The organism is Paracoccus sp. SM22M-07 (assembly GCF_001887735.1).
Lineage (GTDB): Bacteria > Pseudomonadota > Alphaproteobacteria > Rhodobacterales > Rhodobacteraceae > Paracoccus.
Genome location: NZ_JPKW01000001.1, coordinates 243,858 through 267,275, shown reverse-complemented (window position 1 = coordinate 267,275; position 23,418 = coordinate 243,858). Strand labels below are relative to the sequence as shown.

The following is a 23,418-nucleotide window of genomic DNA, read 5'->3' as shown; positions in this document are numbered from 1 at the left end:
AGGGGGAATGCACAGAATATGACCACGGATCTTCGTGACAGACGCCGACGCCAGACCGCACGCGACATCCAGCTGGCGGCGCTGCGCTTGTCGATCAGGCATGGCTATGGCTCGGTCACGACCGAAGCCATCGCTACCGAAGCGGGGATCAGTCCACGGACCTTCTTCAACTATTACAACAACAAGCAGGCCGCGATCGTGGGCGAACCGCCGGTCTTGTCGGCCGATGAGAACCTGTGGATCGTCACGTCGCAGAACCCGCTGATCGATGATCTGGTGGTGGTGCTGACCCGGATGCTGCAAAAGGATCACCCCGATCGCGACCTGATCCGGATGATCCGCACGCTGTCGGAATCATCGCCCGAGCTGTCGGTCGTCTTCCGCGACTCGATGGATCAGATCGGCCGGGTGCTGTCGGGCCTGTTGGTCGGGCGCCTTGGCCCGGATCGCCGGATGGCGGCGCAGCTGCTGGGCGACTTGGCGCTGCAGGCCCTTTGCGAAGCCGTCATGGCCTGGGGCGAGGACAAGGCCATGACTGCCGACCAGATCCCCCATATCGTCCGCCAGCAGCTGGAACTGGTCCGAGAGCTGCTAGCCGTCGGCTGACACGCCCCGGAACTCCAGCCGCGTGCGGCGGCCCCTGGGCGTCTGTTCGATATCCAGTGTGCTGCCGACCTGCGCGGCGGCCCCTTCCAGCAGGACAGAACCGAAGCCGCCCCCTTCCTCCGGATCGGGCTGGTCGCTCTCATAGGCCTCGGCCCAGTCCAGCGTGATCAGGTCGCCATCCTGGTGCCAGGTCACCGAAAGCGTCCCGGCGACGCTGCCCAGAACCCCGTATTTGAAGGCGTTCGTCGCCAGCTCATGCAGGATCAGCGACAGCGGCACCACCTGCCTGGGCTGGATCACGGTCTGGTCGCCGTCGATCCGGACCCGCGCCCCCCGATAGGGGGCCAGCGTGGTCGAGATCAGATGCTCCATCAGAACCTGTTCGTTCTTGCCACGCGCCGTGGTCATGCCATGGGACCGCGACAGGGCGTTGATGCGGCTGGACACCTCGGACACGACCTCTTGGGCGTCATCGGTTTCCCGCGCCGCCATCCGCAGCATGGCCGAGATCTGGGTGAACAGGTTCTTGACCCGGTGGTCCATCTCGGAAATCACCGCCTCGCGCAGCTTGGCCGCCGATTGCGCCGAGGTGACGTCCACCATCACGCCCAGCACGCGGGGCTTTTCGCCATCCTCCCCGAAGACCTGGCCCGCCGCCTCCAGCCGCACGTCCGACAGCGCATCCGAAGATGGCGCGATGACGCGCCGGAAATCGCGCCCCCGCCCGCAGGCGGTCAGGTCCTGGACCAGCCCGTCACGGTCTTCGGGCGCGATCAGCGCCGCAAAGGCCGACAGCGGCAGTTCCGCCGTCCGCCCGATGCCCAGCAGGTCCGAACTGTCGTCGATGGTCAGCATCTGGCTGCGCGTGTCGAACTGCCACACGGCGATGCGCGCCAGGGACCTGACCGCCTTCAGGCGTTCCTCCTGGCGGCCGATCTGGACGCGCAGGTCGCGCAGGTCGCTGACATCCTCGAAGACCAGCATGGCGCCGTCCAGATGTCCCTCGGGGCCGCGATAGGGTTTGGCATCGACCCGCCAGACGCGGTCGCGCTCGGCCTCGGTCAGCTCGGTGCTGGCGGCTTCGCCCGAGGCGGACACCTCGCTGGCCATCCGCAGCAGCGCGCCGCTGGCAAAGACGTTCGACACATCCGCCAAGGGCCGCCCGTGATCGGATTTGCGCAGCGGGAAGATCTGCGTCGCAGCCGAGGTGAAGTTGCGCACCCGCACGTCGCGATCCACCACCAGAAGCGGGATCTTGGTTGCCACGAAGAAGTTCTGCAGGTCCGAATTCGCCGACGTCAGGTCGTCGATCTTTGATTTCAGCTCGTCGTTGACGGTGCTCAGTTCCTCGTTCGTGGACTGAAGCTCCTCGTTCATCGACATCATTTCCTCGTTCGAACTTTTCAACTCCTCGTTCGTGGTCTCAAGTTCCTCGACCGTGGCGTTCAGCTCGATCTGCACGCGGCGCAGCTCTTCCTCCAGCATGTCGTTGCGGGATTCGCGGACCAGCAATTCGTCCATGTCATCGGTCTCGGGGACCGCGCGGTAATCGCCGGTTTCCGAAAAGACCAACAGCACGCTGCGATCGGGCAGGGGTTCGGCAAAGAGCGTCACCGGCTGCGCGCCCATGTCCGAACGCGCCGAAAGATCGCGCGCGATCACCGCCCGCCCCGTCGACCCCACCTGTTCCAATGCCCGCGACACCGCATCCTTGAGCCCCGAATGCACGATCGAGGCCGCCAGCACCGGCTTGCGCGCCGTCGGATCGACCGACAGGAAGCGGCCAAGGCGACCCGCGGTCCAGATCACTTCGCCCGTTTGCGAAACCTGCAGCGATGCCGGCGCAAAGCGTTCCAGGACACGACGCTGCGCGCCCTGCGTCTGGCGGTCCTGGGACAAAGGCTCGCGCAGCGGCTGGGCGGCGGGGCTGCGGCTGCGCGAGCCGGCTTCGTGGCGGGAAAAGGGCAGGTCCATGGGCAGTCGCGCCAGGCTGTCGTCGCGCTGGAACAGGCGGGCAGGGCGGTCCAGTTCGGTGAAATGCGCCGCTTCCCGCCGGACGCCTTCCGACGGCCCCAGGAACAGGAAACCCGAAGGCCGGATCGCATAGTGAAACAGCGGCAGGATCCGCGATTGCAGCGCTTCATCCAGATAGATCAGCAGGTTGCGGCACGAAATCAGATCCACCCGCGCAAAGGGCGGGTCGCGCAGGACGCTGTGCAGGGAAAATCGCACGCGGTCGCGCAGCTGCGGTGTGATCTGCATCAGCGCATCGCGATGGGTGACGTAGTCGGCGCGGAACTCCTCGGGGATGTCGGCCAGGGCGCTGATCGGATAGGTGCCGGCGCGCGCCATGTCGATCATCTTCTTGTCGATATCGGACGCAAAGACGGTAAAGCGCGGCCTGACGCCCGCCGCGCGCATCTCTGCATCGACCAGCATGGCCACGCTATAGGCTTCCTCGCCGCTGGAACAGCCGGGCACCCAGACGCGGATCTCCTCGCCGTCGGCGGCCTGCACCATGGGCCGGATGGCCTTTTCGCGCAGGGTCTGGAACATCTCGGGGTCGCGGAAGAAGCGGGTGACGTTGATCAGGAACTCGTTCAGCAGCGCGTCGCATTCGTCGGGGCTGCGGGTCAGGTGGCGCAGGTAATCCTTGGTGCTGGTCATGTTCAGCACCTGCAGGCGGCGGCGGATGCGGCGTACCAGCGTCGACATCTTGTAGCCCGAGAAATCATGTCCCGTCTGGTCCAGCAGATGCTGGCAGATGTCACGGGCATCCGACAGCATCGCATCCTCGGCCAGTTCGGTGTCGCTGGACTGGAAGAATTGCAGGATGGCAGGGACGATCCGTTCGGGTGGCAGGACGAAATCGACCAGCCCGGTGGATTCCGCCGATAGCGGCATCCCGTCATAGCGCGCGGTGCGCGGTTCCTGCACCACGCACATGCCGCCGTTTTCCTTGATCGCGCGCAGCCCCAGCGTCCCGTCGGCCCCCGTCCCGGACAGGATCACGCAGGCCGACGCGGGACCCATGTCCTTGGCCAGGCTTTCGAAGAAATCGTCGATCGGGCGGCGCAGCCCGCGCGGCTGATCGAATTCGGTCAGGCGGATGCAGCCATCCTGCAGGGCCATGCCGACGCCGGGGGGGATGGTATAGACGCAACCGGGCTGAAGGCGCGCGCCTTCGGACGCCTGCTGCACCGACAGCGCGGTGCGGCGGTCCAGCAGCTCGGCCAGCACGCTGTCATGGGTGGGGTCCAGGTGCTGGATGATGACATAGGCGGCGGGATCGTCGCGGCTGGCGTCGCGCAGCAGGTCCTGCAGCGCCTCCAGCCCACCCGCCGAAGCGCCGATGCCCACGACCGCGAAACTCTGCCGCTGCTGCGACCAGGAGGGGGAGGCGTCATTCATCTCGGATCGTGATCCTTGCTAGTGTCGTGATCGACCGTGCGATCAGTTCGGCGGAATCCGCCATGATCAGACCCAATTGGCTGGCCGCGCGCCTGACGTCACTGACATTGCGCGCAAGGCTGGCATCGTGTTCCGCCTGATGGCCATGGCGCCTTGCCATGTCCAGATCGAACTGCGACGCCAGCACGAAGGCCAGTTCGCCGCTGCTGCGGCGCAGCTTGGACAGGAAGACCAGGTTCATGAAGTCCCGTCCGTCCCGCGTCCGGTTCAGCACGGGGAAACGGCCGTCATGGGATGCGTCGTCGCGCAGAAAGTCACGGATCGCCGAAACCTGTTCAGGGGGCGTCCGCGATGTCTGCAGAAAGCGGCAGTTCATGCCCTCGACGTCGTGCTGCCCATAGCCGCACAGCGACTGGAACCCGTCATTGACCAGGCAAAGCGGCATGTCGCCCGATGCGGTCGCAAGCGACAATGCGATCTGCGACTTCTTGAACTGAGCCCGCAACGTGTCGGGGATCTGCGCGGCTGGCATCTGCATCCTGTTCCGGCTGACACGGTGTCATCCGTGCCGCAAGTGTAGAAACTTGGCCAATCAGGGACAAGTTATCAATTGTTAGGGTGTGTTCGGCGCCCTGGCGGGCGGCGGCGCGGTGCTTGCGCGTTCCATCAGTTCGACGTCCAGAATGACGGTCCGGCGGTCATCGCTGCCCTGCATCCGGTCCAGCAGCAATTCGGCCGCCCGCCGTCCCAGGCGGGTGCGATACTGGCGGATGGTGGTCAGGGGCGGCAGGCAGAAACCCGACATCTCGATATTGTCGAACCCCATGACGGAAATGTCGCCCGGCACCGCGACCCCCGTCATCGTCAGGCCGTGGATCACGCCGATCGCCATTTCGTCATTGTCGCAGAAGATCGCCGTGGGGCGCGGGTCCATCGCCAGGATGCGGGGCACGGCCTCGACGCCCGAACGTGTTTCGAAATTGCCGGGTATGCTGTCGGCAGGTCCGGGTTCGGGCAGGCCCGCCTCGGCCAGGCCCTGCAGAAAGCCCTGGCGGCGCGATGCGGTCAGGGAATTCGGCGCAGGGCCGGTCATGTGCAGGATGTGGCGGTGCCCCAGCCTCGTCAGGTGGCGCGCGGCCAGCCGCCCGCCCTCGACATTGTCGGCAAGCACGCGCGGCGCGTCCAGCCCGTCGATCCATTCGCAGGCCTGCACGACGGGCGGACAGCCGGGCCGGGTGAACAGGTCGGGGTCCAGGCTGCCGTCCAGGACGATCACCCCGTCGGATCGCGATCGGTTCAGATAGGGCCCTAGGGCAGCCAACGCCGGCTGATCGGCCACGGATGTCGTGTCCATCACCAGAAGGCTGAGGCCGCGTTGGCGCAGCACCTCCGATATGCCGGCCAGGATCTGGGAAAAGAACGGATTGGCCAGGTTCGGCACCAGCGCCAGAACGCCCCCCACCTGCTGCTGACGCAGGTTCCGCGCCGTCAGGTTCAGCGTATAGCCGGTAGCCGCGATCGCGTCCTCGACCGCCTTGCGGGTCGCCTCGGACACGATGGCGGGGTTCGACATGGCGCGGCTGACCGTCGCGACCGAAACCCCCGCCATCTTGGCGACGTCATGGATGCGCGGTGGCCGGTTGTGGTCTGACACGTGGCGGGACCCTTGCTGAAAAGAGGAACAGGGATAGCGCAAAAATTGCTGTTGTAAACCTTTTCAGACTGTGAGAGCGTGGATGAAACCGATTACATCACGATGTGCGGTCAAGGGAGGACATATGCAGACGATGAAGGGCCCCGGCCTGTTCCTGGCGCAATTCGTGGGAACGGATGCGCCATTCGACAGCTGGGACGCGATCACCGCCTGGGCGGCCCGATGCGGCTATCTGGGCGTGCAGGTGCCTTCGGGGGCCGGGGCGCTGCTGGATCTGGACCGCGCGTCGCAATCGCGCGGCTATTGCGACGACCTGGCCGGGCAGGCTGCGGCCAATGGCGTCGCCATCACCGAACTTTCGGCCCATGTGCAGGGCCAGCTGGTGGCCGTCCATCCCGCCTATGACGAGATGTTCGACGGCTTTGCGCCCACCGCGCTGCGCGGCAACCCCAAGGCGCGTCAGGAATGGGCGGTCGATCAGGTCATCAAGACCATCGATGCCTCGGCCAATCTGGGATTGGACCGGATGGCGGCGTTTTCCGGCGCGCTGGCCTGGCCCTATCTCTATCCGTGGCCACAGCGCCCCACTGGTCTGGTCGAGGCGGCCTTCGACGAACTGGCCGCGCGGTGGCGTCCGATCCTGGATCACGCCGACAGCCGTGGCGTCGATATCTGCTTCGAGATCCATCCCGGCGAAGACCTGCATGACGGCTCCACCTTCGAGATGTTCCTGGACCGCCTGGATCAGCATCCCCGCGCCATGATGCTGTACGATCCGTCGCATTACCTGCTGCAGCAGCTGGATTACCTGCAGAACCTGGACATCTATGCCGACCGCATCGGCATGTTCCACGTCAAGGATGCCGAGTTCAATCCGACGGGGCGTCAGGGCGTCTATGGCGGCTATCAGTCCTGGGTCGACCGCGCCGGGCGGTTCCGCAGCCTTGGAGACGGGCAGGTGGATTTCAAGGCGATCTTCTCCAAGCTGACGACGATGGGTTTCGACGGCTGGGCCGTGGTGGAATGGGAATGCGCGCTGAAGCACCCCGAGGACGGTGCCCGCGAAGGGGCTGCCTTCGTGCGCGATCACATCATCCGCGTCACCGACCGTGCCTTCGACGATTTCGCCGATGGCGGCACCGATGACGCCGCCAACCGCCGGATGCTGGGGCTGGAGGTTTGATCATGGAACGACATATCCCCATCCGCCTTGGCATGGTCGGCGGTGGCGCAGGCGCCATGATCGGCAATGTGCATCGCATCGCGGCGCGTCTGGACGGGCAGTTCGACCTGGTGGCGGGGGCGCTGTCCTCGACCCCAGAAAAGGCGGCGGCCAGCGCGGCCGAGCTTGGCATTGCCCGCAGCTATGACGATTACGAAACCATGGCACGCGACGAGGCCGCGCGCCCGGACGGCATCCAGGCGGTGTCCATCTGCACGCCGAACCATCTGCATTTTCCGGTCGCCAAGGCGTTTCTGGCGCAAGGCATCCATGTCATCTGCGACAAGCCGATGACCGCCACGCTGGAACAGGCGCGCGACCTGGCCGATCTGGCCCGCGCCTCGGATGCGCTGTTCATCCTGACCCACAATTATTCCGCCTATCCGCAGATCCGCCAGGCCCGCGCCATGATCGCGCGCGGTGATCTGGGCCGGATCCGACTGGTGCAGGCCGAATATGCTCAGGATTGGCTGACCGAAGAGACCGACAGCAAGCAGGCCGAATGGCGGGCCGATCCGGCCAAGGCGGGCGCCGGCGGGGCCATCGGTGACATCGGCACCCATGCCTTCCAGCTGGCGCGTTTCGTGACCGGCATGCTGCCCGAACGGCTGGCCGCGGATCTGTCCAGTTTCGTCCCCGGACGCCGGCTGGACGACAATGCCCATATCATGATGCGCTATGCCGGTGGGGCCAAGGGGATGCTTTGGGCGTCGCAGGTCGCGCCCGGCACGGAAAACGGCCTGAAGCTGCGCGTCTATGGCGACAAGGGCGGGTTGGAATGGGTCCATGAGACGCCCGAGACGCTGTGGTTCACGCCCTTTGGTCAGCCGACGCAAAAGCTGCGCCGCGCAGGCCCCGGCAGCGTGGTCGAGGGCAGTCGCGTGCCCCCCGGCCACCCCGAGGGCTATCTGGAAGGCTTTGCCAATCTCTATGCCGAAGCCGCCGCCGCGATCCGCAGCGGCACCCACCCTGATACCCTGCCGGGGATCGAGGACGGGCTGGAAGGGCTGTATTTCATCGATGCCTGCATCCGGTCGAACGATGCGGATGCGGCCTGGGTGCAGGTGATGCCATGACCGATCCCGTTCTGGCGCTGGACGGCGTCACCAAATCCTTTGGTCCCATCGAGATCCTGCACGGCGTCGATTTTGCGCTGCGCCCCGGAGAGGTCCATGCCCTGATTGGCGAAAACGGCGCGGGCAAGTCGACGACCATGAAGATCCTGGCCGGTTACCTGGACCCGACGGGCGGTCAGGTCATGCTGGACGGCAAGCCCATCGCCTTTGCCGGGTCCGACCAGGCCGAGGATCTGGGCGTCATCATGATCCACCAGGAATTCAACCTGGCCGAACATCTGTCGGTCGATCAGAACGTCTTTCTGGGCCGCGAACTGACAAAGGGCTGGCGGCTGGACCACAAGGCCATGCGCGATCGCACCACCGATCTGCTGAAGCGCCTGCAATGCCGGGTGGATCCCGGCGCGCGGGTGTCGGGGATTTCGGTTCCCGACAAGCAGATGGTGGAAATTGCCAAGGCCCTGTCGCGCAAGGCGCGCGTGCTGATCATGGACGAACCCACCGCCGTCCTGACCGAGCGCGAGACCGAGATCCTGTTCGAACAGGTCGAGCGCCTGCGCGCGGAAGGGGTGGCGATCCTCTATACCTCGCACAAGCTGGGCGAGGTCAAGCGCATCGCCGACCGCGTGACGGTGCTGCGCGACGGGACGATGGTGCGGTCCGACCTGACGGCCGATGTGACCGAGGATGACATGGCTGCCGCCATGGTAGGCCGCGAGCTGTCGGACCTGTTCCCGCCCAAGGTGACGGGCAGCAACGAACCGATCCTGACCGCGCGCAACATCACCGTGCCGGGCATCGTCCACGACGCCAGCCTGACCCTGCACAAGGGCGAGGTTCTGGGCATCGGCGGGCTGGTCGGATCGGGCCGCACCGAACTGGCCGAAGCGATTGCCGGCCTGCGTCCGCGCAGCGGCGCCGTCACCCTGATGGACCGCGACCTGCCTGCGGGCGACGTGGCGCAGGCCATGAAGGCGGGGCTGGCCTATCTGACCGAGGACCGCAAGGGCGCGGGCCTGCTGCTGGACAAGTCGCTGCGCGAGAACCTGACGCTGCCGCTGCTGGAAACCTTCGGCAGCCCGCTGATCGACCGCAAGCGCGAGGAAGCGGCGCTGGACCGCGCCATCGAGGATTTCGCCATCCGTGCGCCTGCGCGCGACATGGCGGTGGGCGACCTTTCGGGCGGCAACCAGCAAAAGCTGCTGCTGGCCAAGACATTGCTGTCGGACCCGCAGGTCGTCATCATCGACGAACCGACGCGCGGCATCGACATCGGCACGAAACAACAGATCTATACCCTGATCGCCAAGCTGGCCGCCGAAGGGCGCAGCATCATCGTCATCTCCTCGGAAATGCCCGAGCTGATCGGCCTCGCTTCGCGCGTGGTGGTCATGCATGCGGGCCGCATCGCGGGGGAACTGGCGGGTGCCGACGTCACCGAAGGCGGCATCGTGCGCCTGGCCATGGGCATGGACGGAACATCAAAGGACAGTGCAGCATGAGCACCCTTCGCAACATGCGGCAGAACCTGCCGGTCATCGCGCCCGTCGTGGCGCTGGTGGTGCTGATCCTGATCGGGATCGCGCTGAACCCCAACTTCCTCAGCTATGCCAACATCACGAACGTGCTGGCACGGTCGGCCTTCATCGGCATCATCGCCATCGGCATGACCTTCGTCATCACCGCGGGCGGGCTGGACCTGTCGGTCGGGTCCATGGCGGCCTTCGTCGCCGGCCTGATGATCCTGGTGATGAACCTGCTGACCGACAGCATGGGGCAGGGGCTGCCCGTCATCGTGATCGGCATCGGGCTGGCGCTGGCGGTGGGCATCCTTGCGGGCTTCATCAACGGCATCCTGATCACGCGGGCGGGGATCGAGGCCTTCATCCTGACCTTGGGCACCATGGGCATCTATCGCAGCCTGGTCACCTGGCTGGCCGATGGCGGCACCCTGTCCCTGGGCTATGAGATGCGCGAGATGTACCGCCCCGTCTATTACGGCGGCATCATGGGGATCAGCTGGCCGATCATCGTCTTTGCGGCCCTAGCCATCCTGGGCGAGATCACCATGCGCCACACCGCCTTCGGCCGCCATTGCGCCGCCATCGGATCGAACGAGAAGGTGGCGCGCTATTCCTCGGTCTCGGTCACGCGGGTCAAGCTGGCGACCTATGTGCTGCTGGGGCTGCTGGTGGGCATCGCGGTCGTCATGTACGTCCCGCGACTGGGATCCGCATCGGCCACCACCGGCCTTTTGTGGGAGCTGGAGGCCATTGCGGCCGTCATCATCGGCGGCACGCTGCTGAAGGGGGGCTTTGGCCGGGTCTGGGGCACCGTCGTCGGCGTCCTGATCCTGTCGCTGATCGGCAACCTGCTGAACCTGACCGATGTCGTCAGCCCCTATCTGAACGGTGCCATCCAGGGCGTCGTCATCATTCTTGCCGTCGTGCTGCAACGAAACACCGGCACCGCGCGCTGATTTTCACCTGTGGGAGGAGAGACCACCATGAAAAAGACACTGATCGCCACCACCGCCCTGATCGGGCTGACCGCCATGCCGGCGCTGTCGGAAACCATCGGGATTTCCATCCCGGCGGCGACCCATGGCTGGGCCGGGGCGCTGAACTTTCACGCCGAACGCACGGTCGAGCGGTTGAAGGAAGCCAATCCCGACCTGGATTTCGTGCTGACCACGACCTCGGATCCCGGCCAGCAGGTGTCGGACCTGGAAGACATGGTCGCGACCCGCGGCATCGACGCGCTGGTCGTGCTGCCCTTTGAATCCGAACCCCTGACCGGGCCGATCCAGCGCATCGCCGACAGCGGCGTCTGGGTCACGGTCGTCGATCGCGGCCTGGCGCAGGACGGGATCGAGGATCTTTATGTCGCGGGCGACAATGACAGCTTCGGCCGCACGGCGGGCACCTATTTCGCGGACACGCTGGACGAAGGCGCCAAGATCGTCGTGATGCGCGGCATCGCCTCGACCGTGGACAACGAACGCGTCGCGGGCTTTGAATCGGCGCTGGAAGGGTCGGGGATCGAGGTTCTGGCCATGGATCACGGCAACTGGAACCGCGATACCGCCTTCAACCTGATGCAGGACTATCTGTCGCGCTTCCCTGAAATCGACGCGGTCTGGGCCGCCGATGACGACATGGCGGTCGGCGCCCTGGCCGCCATCGAACAGGCGGGCCGCGAGGGCGAGATGATCGTCGTGGGCGGTGCCGGCATGAAGGAGATGGTCGACCGCATCCGCAACAATGACGAGACCGTCCCGGTCAACGTCACCTATCCCCCCGCCATGATCTCGACCGCGATCGAGATGACGGCGATGGGCCTGACCTCGGGGGCGCCCTTCAGCGGCGATTTCATCATCGCCTCGCAACTGATCACGCCCGAGAACGCCGAGGATTTCTATTTCGAGGACAGCCCTTACTGATCCTCTGACGATCCGTGGCGCGGGCATTCCGCGCCACGGGGACCGCACCCCTTGGAGGAGGGGTCGTCCGCCCCGTGATGTAAACGGTTACAGTTACGGCCTTGGGCCAGACACCACGAATGGGAGGAGACATGACCGATTTGTCGGATCGCATTGCTGCAACCCGCGGCCTCAGCCGTCGGCACCTGTTTCAGGGCGCCGCGGCGCTTGGCGCGGGTCTGGCGGGGGCCCAGGCGGCCCATGCGCAGGACGCCGCAGCGGGCGCCGCGCTGAAGGGCAACATCAACCACTCGGTCGCGCGCTGGACCTTCGGCGACATGCCGCTGGCCGATCTCTGCGTCATGGCCCGCGACATGGGCCTGAAGGCGATCGACCTTTGCGGCCCCGACGACTGGCCGGTGCTGAAGGAACACGGGCTGGACAGTTCGATGTGCAACGGCGCCGAAATCAGCCTCGATGCCGGATGGGCCGATCCTGCCAACCATGACGACCTGATCCGCCGCTATCGCGACCATATCGGACTGGTGGCCGATGCGGGTTATCGCAACCTGATCTGCTTCAGCGGCAATCGCGGGTCGATCAGCGATGAACAGGGGCTGGAAAACTGCGCGGCGGGCCTGTCGCAGATCCTGCCGCAGGCGCAGGAAGCGGGCGTCACCCTGGTGATGGAGCTGTTGAACAGCCGCGTCGATCACCCCGACTACATGTGCGACCGCAGCGCATGGGGGGTGGCGCTGTGCGAACGTCTGGGGGCGCCGAATTTCGGGCTGCTCTATGACATCTATCACATGCAGATCATGGAAGGTGACGTCATCCGCACGATCACCGATCACCATGACTGGTTCGCCCATTACCACACGGCGGGCAATCCGGGCCGTCACGAACCGGATGACGGCCAGGAACTAAACTATCCGGCGATTTGCCGGGCCATCCGCGACACGGGCTTTCAGGGCTATGTGGCGCAGGAATTCATCCCCTCGGGCACGGGACAGCAGGCGGTGGACGCGTTGCGCGACGCCGTCCGCACCTGTGACGTCTGAGGCATCAAGCGATTTCGAAAGGACAGCCAGATGGCAGATAACATGCATTACGACGCGATCGTCGTGGGTTCGGGCATCAGCGGCGGTTGGGCCGCCAAGGAACTGATCGAAAAGGGCCTGAAGGTCCTGATGCTGGAACGCGGCCGCAACATCGAGCATCTGACCGATTACGTGAACGCCGACAAGGAAGCCTGGGATTACCCCCATCGCGGCACCGCCACGGTCGAGATGAAGGACAATTACCCGGTCCTGAAGCGCGACTATCCGCTGAACGAACAGACCTATGGCATGTGGGCCAACGAACAGGAAAACCCCTATACCGAGGAAAAGCGCTTCGACTGGTTCCGCGCCTATCACGTGGGCGGGCGGTCGCTGCTGTGGGGTCGCCAGACCTATCGCCTGTCGGATATCGACTTCGGTGCCAATGCCAAGGAAGGCATCGCCACCGACTGGCCGATCCGCTATGCCGATATTGCGCCCTGGTACGACCATGTGGAACGCTTTGCCGGCATTTCCGGCAAGAACGAAGGGCTTGAACAGCTGCCCGACGGCCAGTTCCTGCCGCCCATTCCGCTGAACGTCGTGGAAAAGGACGTGGCCGCGCGCCTGCAGAAGGCCTTTGGCGGCACGCGCCACCTGATCAATTCGCGCTGCGCCAACATCACCCAGCCCAAGCCGGAACAGAATCGCGTCAACTGCCAGTATCGCAACAAATGCTGGCTGGGCTGCCCCTATGGCGCCTATTTCAGCACCCAATCGGCGACGCTGCCGGTGGCGATGGCGACGGGCAACCTGACGGTGCGGCCCTTCTCGATCGTGCGGCAGGTGATCTATGACAAGGATGCCAAGCGCGCCAAGGGCGTCGAGATCATCGATGCCGAAACCAACATGACCTACGAATACACCGCCGATGTGGTGTTCCTGAACGCCTCCAGCTTCAATTCGACCTGGATCATGATGAATTCGGCCACGGATGTCTGGGACGGCGGTCTTGGGTCGTCCTCGGGCGAGCTGGGCCACAACGTCATGGACCACCATTTCCGCGTCGGCGCCGAGGGCCGGGTCGAGGGCTTTGACGACAAGTATTACTTCGGCCGTCGCCCCGCGGGCTTCTATATCCCCCGCTTCCGCAACCTGGGCGGCGAGGAACGCCCCTATACCCGCGGCTTCGGCTATCAGGGTTCGGCCAGCCGCCAGGGCTGGAAGCGCGAGATCGCCGAACTGAACATCGGTGCCGACATGAAGGAGGCGCTGTCGCGTCCCGGCGACTGGACCATCGGCATGACCGGCTTTGGCGAGATGCTGCCCGACCACGCCAACCACATCGCGCTGGACCATTCGGTCACCGACAAATGGGGCATGCCCGTCCTGAAGATCAGCGTCGAGCTGGGCGAGAACGAGCGCCAGATGCGCAAGGACATGCAGCAGGACGCCGTCGACATCTTCGAAGCGGCGGGCGTCAAGGACGTCAAACCCACCGAGAGCGATTACGCCCCCGGCATGGGCATCCATGAAATGGGCACGGCGCGGATGGGCAAGGACCCCAAGACGTCGGTCCTGAACGCGCATAACCAGGTCTGGGACGCGCCGAACGTCTATGTGACGGATGGGGCCTGCATGACCTCGGCCAGCTGCGTGAACCCGTCGCTGACCTATATGGCGCTGACCGCCCGCGCCGTCGATCACGCCGTCAAGGCCCGCAAAGCAGGAGACCTGTGATGAACCGCCGCCAACTTCTGACCATGATCGCCGCCATGACCGGAACGGCCATGATGGGGACCACCCGCGCCTTTGCCTATCTGCAGACCGAAACCGGCAAGAACATCTTCACCGATGAAGACGCCGCGTTCCTGGACGAGGTGGCCGAGGTGATCATCCCCGCCACCGACACGCCCGGTGCCAAGGATGCGGGCGTGGGCGCCTTCATGACCGTCTTTGTCAGCGACTGTTACACCAAGGAGGAGCAGGACGATTTCCGCGCCGGCATGGAGCAGCTGAAGACCGAGGCCGAGGCGACGGGCAAGGCCTTTGGCGACATGTCCGCCGAAGAACGCCAGGCCTTCCTGCAGGGCGTCGTTCCGCAGGCGCGCGCGCAGGCCAAGGTCGTCGAGGAGGCCAAGGAACGCGCCAAACAGAGCCAGGACCAGCAGTCCAATGCTGATCAGGTGGGCGAAGCCGCCACGGCGGAGATGGCCGAAGCCCTGCCCAAGCTGCATTGGTACACGCCCTTGGAACAGCTGACCCTGTTCGGGTTCTTCACGTCGGAAACCGGTGCCACCGAGGTGCTGCGCTATGAGCCCGTGCCGGGCGAATATATCGGCGATCTGGATTACGACGGCGAACCTGCCTGGGCCACCTGATCCGCCTTCCACGGCCCCGCCAGCGCGGGGCCGTGTTTCATTTCAACCCCGAGGTCATTCATGAAAACCACGTTCATCATCGCCGCCAGCATCGCCCTGACCGGTACCGCAGTCATCGCCCAGGAAACCCCCGAGCCGCAGGAAACCCGCGAGGAACGCGTCGCCCGATCCGCCGTGACCGAAATCTGGGAGCCCGTTCCCGAAACCGTCCAGACCCCCGAAGGTGCCCCGCCATCCGATGCCGTGGTGCTGTTCGACGGTGCCAACCTGGACGCCTGGGAGGCGAAAGAGGGCGGGGCCGCCGAATGGCTGGTCGAGGATGGCGTCATGTCCGTCGCGCGCGGCAAGGGCGACATCCGCACCAAGGACAGCTTCTGCGACGTGCAGCTGCATGTCGAATGGCGCTCGCCCGCCAATGACGAGGGTCATGACGGCCAGGATCGCGGCAACAGCGGCGTCTTCCTGCAGGAACGCTATGAGGTGCAGGTCCTGGACGGGTCCGACAACCCGACCTATGTGAACGGCCAGCCGGCCTCGATCTACAAGCAGCATCCGCCGCTGGTGAACGCGTCGCGCGCGCCGATGGAATGGCAAAGCTATGACATCATCTTCCAGGCGCCGATCTTTGCCGAGGATGGCGGATTGCGTCGCCCGGCCTATGTCACGGTGATGCATAACGGCGTCGTCGTGCAGAACCACACCCAGATCCAGGGCGCGACCGAATGGATCGGCTATCCCGCCTATCAGGCGCATGACTGCGCGCCGATCTCGCTGCAGGATCACGATTCCGATGTCAGCTATCGCAACATCTGGGTCCGCCCGATGTGACCATGAAAAAGGGCCGCGCATGACGCGCGGCCCAAGTCACCTGTCCGGCAGGGAGGAGATGTCAGCGCGATGCGCCGTCCGGCAGGTGTTCGGTCAGGAAGGTGGCGCCGGTCATCACGACCTGGGCCGCATCGATCGGCTGGTCATGTTCGATGATGTACCATTCGGCACCCGCTTCCTCGGCGGCGGGCAGGATCGCGTCCCAATCCAGCACGCCCTCGCCAAGCGCCTTGAAGCCGCGCTCGTCCTCGGCCTCGCCTTCGGGGGCGTTATCCTTGGCGTGGATGGCAAAGACGCGGTCGTCGAAGCGGCCCAGATATTCGACCGGGTCAAGACCACCGCGCGCGACCCATGCCAGGTCCAGTTCGGCCATGACGTCGTCGCCGGCCGCCTCGAACAGGATCTCCAGCGCGGTGCGTCCGTCGAATTCGACCATCTCGAAATCGTGGTTGTGATAGGCCAGCGTCATGTCCTGGTCGTCCAGCGTGTGGCTGATGGCGGCCAGTTCCTGACCCAGTTCGGTCCAGCCCGCCGCGTCGGTGGGGCGCTGTTCCTCGGCCAGATAGGGAACGGTGATGACGTCGTTGCCGATCGCCTTGTTGAAGGCGATGACCGCATCCAGGTCGCCGCGCAGATCGTCCAGCTGGGCATGGGTCGAGATGGCCTCGATGTCATGCGCCTCCAAAGCCGCCTTCAGGGTCTCGGCATCGGTATCCTGCATGCCGACCGTCTCGACGGCGGTGACGCCCGCGGCCTGCACCGCGGCCAGCTGTTCGTCCAGCGTGCCGTGATCGCGCAGCGTGTACATCTGGGCTGCGATCGGCAGTTCGCCCGTCTCGCGGGCCTGCGCCATCGGCGCGACCACGGCCATGGCCAACAGCGAAACGCCGCCCATGCGGGCATATCTGGTGATCGTCATGAATTCCTCCTGGTTCGGCCCCTCTCCTCAGGGGTTGATATCTATGTAATGGATTTCATAACTGATGAAAAGGATTACATTGTTGAACGCCGCCCGGGATCGTGGACCATGCCCTGTCCTTGGCGGCGCGATGCCTTTCCCCCTTTGGCCCACTTGCGGCACGTCACAGGTTGATCATCCGACCGATCCGCCCTAGGCACCCGCTGCCCCTTACCCCGAGGACATCATGGCCCAGAACGACCTTGAAGCCCGCCACCTGGATACGCTTGATCGCGATCTGGGCAGATTTTCCAATCTCGAATTCGCGACGGCCTATGTGTCACGGCCCCTGGTCGCGCCGGGAATTTCGTTGGTCTTCATCTTGCTGGCAGGGCTTGGTGCGCTGATGGCCTTTGGGGCCGCCAGCAACGGCCTGATCGTCGCGATGGCGGCCATCTTCGGCGCCTATATGGCGCTGAACATCGGCGCAAACGATGTGGCCAACAACATGGGTCCCGCCGTGGGGGCCAATGCGCTGACCATGGGCGGCGCCATCGCGATCGCCGCCATTTTCGAAACCGCGGGTGCGCTGATCGCGGGCGGCGACGTCGTCGGCACGATTTCCAAGGGGATCATCGCGCCGGACAGCATCGGCACCCAGCAGGTGTTCATCTGGGCCATGCTGGCGGCGCTCTTGTCATCGGCGCTCTGGGTGAACCTTGCGACCTGGATCGGCGCGCCTGTCTCGACCACGCATTCGGTCGTGGGCGGCGTCGTCGGCGCGGGCATCGCGGCGGCGGGCTTTGCGGCCGTGAACTGGCCGATGATGGGCAAGATCGCGGCCAGCTGGGTGATCTCGCCTCTGCTGGGCGGTCTGATCGCGGCGGGCTTCCTGTGGTTCATCAAGGCGCGCATCATCTATCGCGATGACAAGATCGCGGCGGCACGGGTCTGGGTTCCGGTGCTGATCGGGGTCATGGCCGGGGCGTTTTCATCCTATCTGGCGCTGAAGGGTCTGAAGAAGGTGGTCGAGATCAGCTTCGGCGCCTCGCTGCTGATCGGGCTGGTGCTGGGCCTTGGCTGCTGGCTGGCGATGATCCCGGTCATCCGTCGCCAGTCGCGCGGCCTCGAGAACCGCAACAAGTCGCTGAAGGTGCTGTTCGGCATTCCGCTGGTCGTGTCGGCCGCTCTGCTCAGCTTTGCGCATGGGGCCAATGACGTGGCCAATGCGGTGGGCCCGCTGGCGGCCATCGTGCAGGCCTCGCAGTCGGGGCTGATCAATGCCGATGTGGCGATCCCCTTCTGGGTCATGCTGATCGGGGCCTTCGGACTGTCCTTCGGCCTGTTCCTGTTCGGCCCCAAGCTGATCCGCATGGTGGGCAGCCAGATCACCAAGCTGAACCCGATGCGCGCCTATTGCGTGTCGCTGTCGGCGGCGCTGACGGTGATCGTCGCCAGCTGGCTGGGCCTGCCGGTCAGTTCCACCCATATCGCGGTCGGCGCGATCTTCGGCGTCGGCTTCTTTCGCGAATGGGACGCCGAGCGTCGCCTGCGCAGGGCCCAGGGCCACGCCCCCGAACGCCCGCGCCTGGGCCCCGAGGAACGCAGCCGGCGCAAGCTGGTGCGCCGGTCGCATGTGATGACCATCGCGGCGGCCTGGGTGGTGACGGTGCCCGCGGCGGCGGGCCTCTCGGCGGTCCTGTTCCTGGGGCTGCGCGCGATCGGCGGCTAGGCCGCGCGGCAGGCGTCCAGCCAGCGGTTCAGCACCGCAAGGGCAGGCGCCTCGTCCAGCCAGGGGATATGGGCGCGGTCGGGAACCTCGGCCAGCAGCATGTCGGGGCGGTGCTGCTGCATCCGGTCGGTCGTCTCCGGCGACAGCAGGTCCGAATTCGCCCCCCGGATCAGCGCGACGGGCAGGCCGCGGGTCGCATCCCATAACGGCCACAGATCGACCGGGTCACCCGCAAACGCCGCAAGAAACGCGTCGCGCAGTGCAGGGTCGTAGTTGATCCGCAACCCTTCGGGCGCGGCGTGATAATGGCGGCGCACATCCTCCAGCCAGCGGCCTTCGGGGACATCGGCAAAACCCGCCATCAGGTCGGGCAGGCGCGCGGCCAGATCCTCGGGCGTTCGGGCAGAGGGGTTGCGCCCCAGATAATCGAAGATCCGCTGCAACCCGCCCTGCGCGATTTCCGGGCCGACATCGTTCAGGCACAGGCCCAGCATCCGGTCATGCGCCGTGGCCGCCATGAAAAGACCGTTCAGCCCCCCACGCGATGTCCCAAGGATGGCGGCGCGGTCGATCTCCAGATGGTCCAACAGCTCGACCGCGTCGCGGGATTCGCGGGGGACGGTATAGGTTTCGGCCCCGGTCCAGTCCGACGCGCCCCGCCCGCGGTAATCCATGCGGATCATGCGGATGCCGGACAGATGCGTCGCGACATAGTCGAAATCGGCCATGGTGCGGGTCAGTCCCGCCAGGCACAGGACCGGCAGCCCCTGCCCCTGATCGTCGAACGCGATCCTGGCCCCGTCGCTGGCATGAAAATAGGGCATTGCTTACCTTTCCATCTGTCGCGAAGGGGCCGGGGGCGGTTACAGGTTTTCGGATTGCGGCATACCCAGCACGTGATAGCCGCCATCGACCGTGACGATTTCACCCGTGGTGCAGGCGCCCCAATCCGACAGCATCCAAACGGCGGTGCCGCCGATCGCCTCCAGCGTGGCGTTGGCGCGCAGGGGGGCATTCGCCTCGGTGTGGCGGAATGTCTTGCGTGCGCCGCCGATGGCCGCGCCGGCCAGCGTCTTCATCGGGCCGGGGCTGATGGCGTTCACGCGGATGTCGTCGCGACCCAGATCATTGGCCAGGTAACGCACGCTGCTTTCCAGGGCCGCCTTGGCAACCCCCATGACGTTATAGAAGGGGGTCACGCGGTTCGACCCGCCATAGGTCAGCGTGATGATCGACCCGCCGCCCGATCCGTCCTTGGCCGCCATCAGCGGATGGGCGCGGCGGGCGACCTCGATCAGGGAATAGCAGCTGATTTCCAGGCTGCGTTTGAAGTTGGCGCGGCTGGTATTCATGAACCGGCCGGTCAGTTCGTCCTTGTTCGAAAAGGCGATGGCGTGGATCAGGAAGTCCAGCTGGCCCCAGCGTTCCGTGATGGCCTGGAATGCCGCGTCCAGCGACGCGTCGTCGGTGACATCGACATCCACCAGGAAATCCGACCCGACGGATGCGGCCAGCGGTTCGACCCGCTTGCCGAAAGCCTCGCCCTGATAGGAAAAGGCCAGCTCGGCCCCTTCGGCGGCTGCGGCTTTCGCGATGCCCCATGCGATGGACCGCTCATTGGCGACCCCCATCACAAGCCCGCGCTTGCCCTTTAGAAGATCGCCCATGACCGGCTCCAATATTATTTTTGCTGTTAGTCCTGATAGCGGGACATCAGCAGAGAGGCGTTCGTCCCCCCGAAGCCGAAGCTGTTCGACAGGATCGAATCCAACCCTGCGTTGTCCACACGGCTGGTTGCAATCTCGCCCGATTGAATCTCGGGGTCCAGAGTGGTCACGTTCGCCGATGCCGCGATGAAGTCATTTTGCAACATCAGCAGGCTGTAGATCGCCTCGTGGACGCCCGTCGCGCCAAGCGAATGGCCCGTCAGGGATTTGGTCGAGCTGACGGGGGGCGTCGAACCCTCGCCGAAGATGCGGCGGATGGCCTGGATCTCGCCCAGATCGCCCACCGGGGTCGAGGTGCCATGCGCGTTCACATAGCTGACCTTGCGGCCTTCGGGCAGGGTGTCCATGGCGACGCGCATCGCCCGTTCGCCACCCTCGCCCGATGGGGCGACCATGTCATACCCGTCGCTGGTGGCACCGTAACCGGTAACCTCGGCATAGATCTTGGCACCCCGCGCCAGGGCGTGGGACAGTTCCTCCAGCACGACGACGCCGCCGCCGCCCGAGATGACAAAGCCGTCGCGGGTCGCGTCATAGGGGCGCGACGCGGTTTCGGGCGTGTCGTTGTATTTCGACGACATCGCGCCCATCGCGTCAAAGAGACAGGACAGCGTCCAATCCAGCTCCTCGCCGCCGCCTGCAAAGACGATGTCCTGCTTGCCCATCTGGATCTGCTCGACCCCATTGCCGATGCAATGGGCGGATGTCGCGCAGGCCGAGGTGATGGAATAGTTCACGCCCTTGATCTTGAAGGGCGTCGCAAGGCAGGCCGAATTGGTGGAGGACATGCAGCGGGTCACCATGAAGGGACCCATGCGCTTGGGCGCGCCCTTTTCGATGACGATGCGATGCGCCTCGAAGAAATTGCTGGTCGAGGGACCGCCCGACCCCATGATCAGGCCGGTGCGCGGGTTCGACACGTCGCCTTCCTCAAGCCCGCTATCCTTGATCGCCTGTTCCATGGCGATGAAGTTATAGGCCGCGCCCGGACCCATGAAGCGCAGGTTGCGCTTGTCGATGTGATCCTCCAGCGTGATCTGCGGCATGCCGTGGACCTGGCTGCGAAAGCCGTGTTCGGCATATTCGGGCGCGAAGACGATGCCCGACTTGCTGTTCTTCAGGCTGGCGGTGACCTCATCGGCGTTGTTGCCGATGGGTGAAACGATCCCGAGCCCGGTGATGACGACGCGTCGCATGGGGGCCTCCTCAATGTGAATGGTGTCAGCTGGCCGAAAGGGCCACTTTCATGTCCTTGACCAGATAGATGACCTCGCCATCGGCCTCGACCCGGCCATCGGCCACGCCCATGGTCAGGCGGCGGGTCTGGACGGCCTTGGTAAAATCGACGTGATAGGTCAGCATCTTGCGGTCGGGGCGGACCATGCCGGTCAGCTTGACCTCTCCGACGCCCAGGGCATAGCCGCGCCCCTGCCAGCCGCGCCAGCCCAGGTTGAACCCGGTCAGCTGCCACAGACCGTCAAGGCCCAGGCAGCCGGGCATGATCGGGTTGCCGGGGAAATGGCAGCCGAAGAACCACAGGTCCGGGTCGATGTCGAATTCGGCGGTGATATGGCCCTTGCCATGTTCGCCGCGGTCCTCGGACACGTCGGTGATGCGATCCATCATCAGCATCGGCGGTTCGGGCAGCTGCGCATTTCCGGGGCCGAACAGCTCTCCGCGGGCGCAGGCGAGCAGATCGTCGCGGTCGAAGCTGGTCTTGGTCATCGCCATGCGTAGGGGCCTTCCGTTTACGGCCCTTGGGGCCGGTCGTGTTTTGTGATTGCCGAAGCGTCTATCATCTGGGGTCAAGATGGCGCAAGGGCAAGCAAAATGCCATCAGAACCATTGTCCGGGTTCCATCAGGCCCAGATCCATCAGCTGCTGCCCCCGCCAGTCGAACCTGTGAGAGTTGCGCCAGGTCATGTCGCGCACACGCTCGCGCGATCCGGGATTGGTGGCCAGCGCCTTGGCCACCCGGAAGGACGCGATGGCTGCCGTCAGGTTGTGGTGCCAGGGGCAGGCATAGGTGTTGTATTCCTCGATCGAGAAGCGGTGATCAGGGGTCACCTTCAGGTCGGGGGTGGCACGGAACAAAGCGATGCGGTCGATGCGGCGGCGGTCGGCAGGCAGGAATTCCTCGTATCGCCAGCGCAGCCCGCCGTGGAAATCCAGCTGGCGTTCCCTGTGCTGCCCGCCAGGCCCCTTGCGGCCAAGCGCGTAATAGCCGGTCCTGTCGAACATGGCATTGTCCGGATCGACGCCGTTCGGGGCCCGCGTCAGGTCCGGCGCATAGAGGTCGACCACATAGGTCAGCATCGCGCTGCGCCGTTCCTCGGTGTGGAAGGTCAGCAATTCACCGACCGTCCGGCTTTCGCTGAAGGGATAGAACAGGAATTCGGCGTTGAAGCAGTAATACAGCCAGGTTCCCGGCGGAACGGCCTTGATGACGCCGTTCACCCCCGCGACATGGGCATTGGGCCGCAGCGTTTCATGCCACAGCTGGGTCACCCTGGGCAGGATTTCCTCGGGCAGGTCGATCGCCAGGCGCGACAACAGCAGGATGTGGCGAAATCCGACCCCCAGGTGGTGGCGGACGGTGCGCAGCACCTCGACATCGTCCTCGACCAGGATGATCGCGATGGGGCCCTCGGCCAGTTGCGCGGGCTTGCGCGACAGGAACCCGTCGAAATCCTGGACGGGAAGGACAGGCATCAGCGCATGACCTGCTTGACCTGCTCCAGGGCCGCGCGCAGCAGTTCGGGGTTGTTGCCGGCGGTGTCGATCAGGCGACGCAGGGTGGACTTTTGGGCATCGGGGATCTGCGCCTCGTCGATCATCGCTCGGACGCGTGCGACGTCAAAGCCCTGGGGCGTCAGCAGCGTCTCGATGCGGGCGGCGACGGCCGCGGCATTGGCGGTGTCGGCGGTGGCTTCGGCCGCATCCCTGGCGGCGTCGGCTGCGGCCTCGGGGTCGCCGCTTTCGGCGGCGGCGCGGGCTGCGGTGTCGGCGGCATCGATGGCGGCCTCGGCCGCGTCCTCGGCGGCCTGGGCCGCGTCGCTGGCGGGATCGATGTTCGATTCCTCAGATGCGCGGGCGGCTTCGGCGGCGGCGTCGGCGGCGATGGCTGCCGCATCGGCCGCCGCATCGGCGGCGGCATCGGCTGCGGCCTGGCTTTCCTCGGCGGCGGCTTCCTTGGCGGCGGCATCCGCTTCTTCGGCGGCCTGGTCGGCGACGACGGCGGCCTCTCCGGCCGGGGTGGGAGGCAGGTCGGTCATGGCCGTCTGATCGGTCGGTGGCACGTCGCGCTGCATCCACAGCCATCCGCCGGCGACCGCCAGCAAAAGAATCACGACGATCGGCAGTATTCTTCGCATTCCGCACCCCTGAACCGGAAAACCCGTCTTGGGGTCTTCTATGGCACA

Annotated in this window: 21 protein-coding genes; 11 read left to right on the top strand and 10 right to left on the bottom strand. The window is 65.3% G+C overall.

Annotated elements, in window-relative coordinates:
* Positions 1-18: 18 nt before the first annotated feature.
* The gene (locus tag IE00_RS01380) at positions 19-606 is read left to right on the top strand and encodes a TetR/AcrR family transcriptional regulator (protein WP_072295260.1); all 588 of its coding nucleotides are present in this window, start codon (positions 19-21) and stop codon (positions 604-606) included.
* Here the strand turns inward: IE00_RS01380 and IE00_RS01375 are convergent.
* The 3 genes from IE00_RS01375 to IE00_RS01365 all read right to left on the bottom strand — a co-directional run bounded on the left by IE00_RS01375 (position 592) and on the right by IE00_RS01365 (position 5,671).
* Positions 592-4,017: a chemotaxis protein CheB gene (locus IE00_RS01375; RefSeq protein WP_072295259.1), complete on the bottom strand. Its 3,426-nt coding sequence runs from the start codon at positions 4,015-4,017 to the stop codon at positions 592-594. The two genes, IE00_RS01380 and IE00_RS01375, sit on opposite strands and share 15 nt — an antisense overlap.
* Entirely contained in the window at positions 4,010-4,555 is a 546-nt protein-coding gene (locus IE00_RS01370; protein WP_072295258.1) for a PAS domain-containing protein, read from the bottom strand. Before IE00_RS01370 ends, IE00_RS01375 begins: the two co-directional genes overlap by 8 nt.
* A 75-nt stretch (positions 4,556-4,630) precedes the next feature.
* On the bottom strand, positions 4,631-5,671 hold the full coding sequence (locus IE00_RS01365) for a LacI family DNA-binding transcriptional regulator (protein WP_072295257.1): 1,041 nt from the start codon (positions 5,669-5,671) through the stop codon (positions 4,631-4,633).
* A 124-nt stretch (positions 5,672-5,795) separates the two neighbouring features.
* On the opposite strand from IE00_RS01365, the gene IE00_RS01360 reads away from it, so the two are divergent.
* From IE00_RS01360 to IE00_RS01320, 9 genes are all read left to right on the top strand, one after another.
* The gene (locus IE00_RS01360; protein WP_072295256.1) at positions 5,796-6,854 is read left to right on the top strand and encodes a sugar phosphate isomerase/epimerase; all 1,059 of its coding nucleotides are present in this window, start codon (positions 5,796-5,798) and stop codon (positions 6,852-6,854) included.
* 2 nt (positions 6,855-6,856) lie between these two features.
* Positions 6,857-7,969 carry a Gfo/Idh/MocA family protein gene (locus tag IE00_RS01355; RefSeq protein WP_072295255.1) on the top strand — a complete coding sequence of 371 codons (1,113 nt, stop codon included), beginning with the start codon at positions 6,857-6,859 and terminating at the stop codon, positions 7,967-7,969.
* The gene (locus tag IE00_RS01350; protein ID WP_072295254.1) at positions 7,966-9,471 is read left to right on the top strand and encodes a sugar ABC transporter ATP-binding protein; all 1,506 of its coding nucleotides are present in this window, start codon (positions 7,966-7,968) and stop codon (positions 9,469-9,471) included. Before IE00_RS01355 ends, IE00_RS01350 begins: the two co-directional genes overlap by 4 nt.
* A complete protein-coding gene (locus IE00_RS01345; RefSeq protein ID WP_072295253.1) occupies positions 9,468-10,448 on the top strand; it encodes an ABC transporter permease in 981 nt (326 codons plus the stop codon). Before IE00_RS01350 ends, IE00_RS01345 begins: the two co-directional genes overlap by 4 nt.
* A 27-nt stretch (positions 10,449-10,475) precedes the next feature.
* Positions 10,476-11,411 (top strand): ABC transporter substrate-binding protein, encoded by a 936-nt coding sequence (locus IE00_RS01340; RefSeq protein ID WP_072295252.1) that lies wholly within the window; start codon positions 10,476-10,478, stop codon positions 11,409-11,411.
* A gap of 131 nt (positions 11,412-11,542) precedes the next feature.
* Positions 11,543-12,451 (top strand): hydroxypyruvate isomerase family protein, encoded by a 909-nt coding sequence (locus tag IE00_RS01335; RefSeq protein WP_072295251.1) that lies wholly within the window; start codon positions 11,543-11,545, stop codon positions 12,449-12,451.
* Positions 12,452-12,481: 30 nt separating this feature from the next.
* Positions 12,482-14,170, top strand: coding sequence for a GMC oxidoreductase (locus IE00_RS01330; RefSeq protein WP_072295250.1), 1,689 nt, complete (start codon positions 12,482-12,484; stop codon positions 14,168-14,170).
* Positions 14,170-14,811, top strand: a complete 642-nt coding sequence (locus IE00_RS01325) for a gluconate 2-dehydrogenase subunit 3 family protein (RefSeq protein WP_072295249.1) — start codon at positions 14,170-14,172, stop codon at positions 14,809-14,811. The genes IE00_RS01330 and IE00_RS01325 overlap by 1 nt, the downstream gene beginning before the upstream one ends.
* 60 nt (positions 14,812-14,871) lie before the next feature.
* A complete protein-coding gene (locus IE00_RS01320) occupies positions 14,872-15,639 on the top strand; it encodes a DUF1080 domain-containing protein (RefSeq protein WP_072295248.1) in 768 nt (255 codons plus the stop codon).
* Positions 15,640-15,700: 61 nt separating this feature from the next.
* On the opposite strand, the gene IE00_RS01315 is transcribed toward IE00_RS01320, so the two are convergent.
* Positions 15,701-16,558, bottom strand: a complete 858-nt coding sequence (locus IE00_RS01315; RefSeq protein ID WP_072295247.1) for a sugar phosphate isomerase/epimerase — start codon at positions 16,556-16,558, stop codon at positions 15,701-15,703.
* A gap of 226 nt (positions 16,559-16,784) precedes the next feature.
* On the opposite strand from IE00_RS01315, the gene IE00_RS01310 reads away from it, so the two are divergent.
* Positions 16,785-18,269 carry an inorganic phosphate transporter gene (locus IE00_RS01310; protein WP_072295246.1) on the top strand — a complete coding sequence of 495 codons (1,485 nt, stop codon included), beginning with the start codon at positions 16,785-16,787 and terminating at the stop codon, positions 18,267-18,269.
* Here the strand turns inward: IE00_RS01310 and IE00_RS01305 are convergent.
* The 6 genes from IE00_RS01305 to IE00_RS01280 form a co-directional block, all read right to left on the bottom strand.
* Complete coding sequence (locus IE00_RS01305) at positions 18,266-19,093, bottom strand: alpha/beta fold hydrolase (RefSeq protein WP_072295245.1); 828 nt, start codon at positions 19,091-19,093, stop codon at positions 18,266-18,268. The two genes, IE00_RS01310 and IE00_RS01305, sit on opposite strands and share 4 nt — an antisense overlap.
* Before the next feature lie 39 nt (positions 19,094-19,132).
* Complete coding sequence (locus IE00_RS01300; RefSeq protein WP_072295244.1) at positions 19,133-19,936, bottom strand: enoyl-ACP reductase; 804 nt, start codon at positions 19,934-19,936, stop codon at positions 19,133-19,135.
* A 26-nt stretch (positions 19,937-19,962) separates the two neighbouring features.
* A complete protein-coding gene (gene fabB, locus IE00_RS01295) occupies positions 19,963-21,192 on the bottom strand; it encodes a beta-ketoacyl-ACP synthase I (protein ID WP_072295243.1) in 1,230 nt (409 codons plus the stop codon).
* A gap of 25 nt (positions 21,193-21,217) precedes the next feature.
* Positions 21,218-21,727: a bifunctional 3-hydroxydecanoyl-ACP dehydratase/trans-2-decenoyl-ACP isomerase gene (gene fabA, locus IE00_RS01290; protein ID WP_072295242.1), complete on the bottom strand. Its 510-nt coding sequence runs from the start codon at positions 21,725-21,727 to the stop codon at positions 21,218-21,220.
* 105 nt (positions 21,728-21,832) lie between these two features.
* Entirely contained in the window at positions 21,833-22,708 is an 876-nt protein-coding gene (locus IE00_RS01285) for a glycosyltransferase family 2 protein (protein WP_072295241.1), read from the bottom strand.
* Entirely contained in the window at positions 22,708-23,370 is a 663-nt protein-coding gene (locus tag IE00_RS01280) for a hypothetical protein (protein ID WP_072295240.1), read from the bottom strand. Before IE00_RS01280 ends, IE00_RS01285 begins: the two co-directional genes overlap by 1 nt.
* Positions 23,371-23,418: the final 48 nt, after the last annotated feature.

What these genes read in the sequence shown, in the direction of transcription:
- IE00_RS01325 (WP_072295249.1), top strand. Translation starts at nt 14,170, where the DNA reads ATGAACCGCCGCCAACTTCTGACCATGATCGCCGCCATGACCGGAACG.
- IE00_RS01285 (WP_072295241.1), bottom strand. Translation starts at nt 22,708, where the DNA reads ATGCCTGTCCTTCCCGTCCAGGATTTCGACGGGTTCCTGTCGCGCAAG.
- IE00_RS01340 (WP_072295252.1), top strand. Translation starts at nt 10,476, where the DNA reads ATGAAAAAGACACTGATCGCCACCACCGCCCTGATCGGGCTGACCGCC.
- IE00_RS01370 (WP_072295258.1), bottom strand. Translation starts at nt 4,555, where the DNA reads ATGCAGATGCCAGCCGCGCAGATCCCCGACACGTTGCGGGCTCAGTTC.
- IE00_RS01330 (WP_072295250.1), top strand. Translation starts at nt 12,482, where the DNA reads ATGGCAGATAACATGCATTACGACGCGATCGTCGTGGGTTCGGGCATC.
- IE00_RS01345 (WP_072295253.1), top strand. Translation starts at nt 9,468, where the DNA reads ATGAGCACCCTTCGCAACATGCGGCAGAACCTGCCGGTCATCGCGCCC.
- IE00_RS01360 (WP_072295256.1), top strand. Translation starts at nt 5,796, where the DNA reads ATGCAGACGATGAAGGGCCCCGGCCTGTTCCTGGCGCAATTCGTGGGA.
- IE00_RS01375 (WP_072295259.1), bottom strand. Translation starts at nt 4,017, where the DNA reads ATGAATGACGCCTCCCCCTCCTGGTCGCAGCAGCGGCAGAGTTTCGCG.
- fabB (WP_072295243.1), bottom strand. Translation starts at nt 21,192, where the DNA reads ATGCGACGCGTCGTCATCACCGGGCTCGGGATCGTTTCACCCATCGGC.
- IE00_RS01280 (WP_072295240.1), bottom strand. Translation starts at nt 23,370, where the DNA reads ATGCGAAGAATACTGCCGATCGTCGTGATTCTTTTGCTGGCGGTCGCC.
- IE00_RS01335 (WP_072295251.1), top strand. Translation starts at nt 11,543, where the DNA reads ATGACCGATTTGTCGGATCGCATTGCTGCAACCCGCGGCCTCAGCCGT.
- IE00_RS01355 (WP_072295255.1), top strand. Translation starts at nt 6,857, where the DNA reads ATGGAACGACATATCCCCATCCGCCTTGGCATGGTCGGCGGTGGCGCA.
- IE00_RS01380 (WP_072295260.1), top strand. Translation starts at nt 19, where the DNA reads ATGACCACGGATCTTCGTGACAGACGCCGACGCCAGACCGCACGCGAC.
- IE00_RS01315 (WP_072295247.1), bottom strand. Translation starts at nt 16,558, where the DNA reads ATGACGATCACCAGATATGCCCGCATGGGCGGCGTTTCGCTGTTGGCC.
- IE00_RS01310 (WP_072295246.1), top strand. Translation starts at nt 16,785, where the DNA reads ATGGCCCAGAACGACCTTGAAGCCCGCCACCTGGATACGCTTGATCGC.
- IE00_RS01320 (WP_072295248.1), top strand. Translation starts at nt 14,872, where the DNA reads ATGAAAACCACGTTCATCATCGCCGCCAGCATCGCCCTGACCGGTACC.
- fabA (WP_072295242.1), bottom strand. Translation starts at nt 21,727, where the DNA reads ATGGCGATGACCAAGACCAGCTTCGACCGCGACGATCTGCTCGCCTGC.
- IE00_RS01305 (WP_072295245.1), bottom strand. Translation starts at nt 19,093, where the DNA reads ATGCCCTATTTTCATGCCAGCGACGGGGCCAGGATCGCGTTCGACGAT.
- IE00_RS01300 (WP_072295244.1), bottom strand. Translation starts at nt 19,936, where the DNA reads ATGGGCGATCTTCTAAAGGGCAAGCGCGGGCTTGTGATGGGGGTCGCC.
- IE00_RS01350 (WP_072295254.1), top strand. Translation starts at nt 7,966, where the DNA reads ATGACCGATCCCGTTCTGGCGCTGGACGGCGTCACCAAATCCTTTGGT.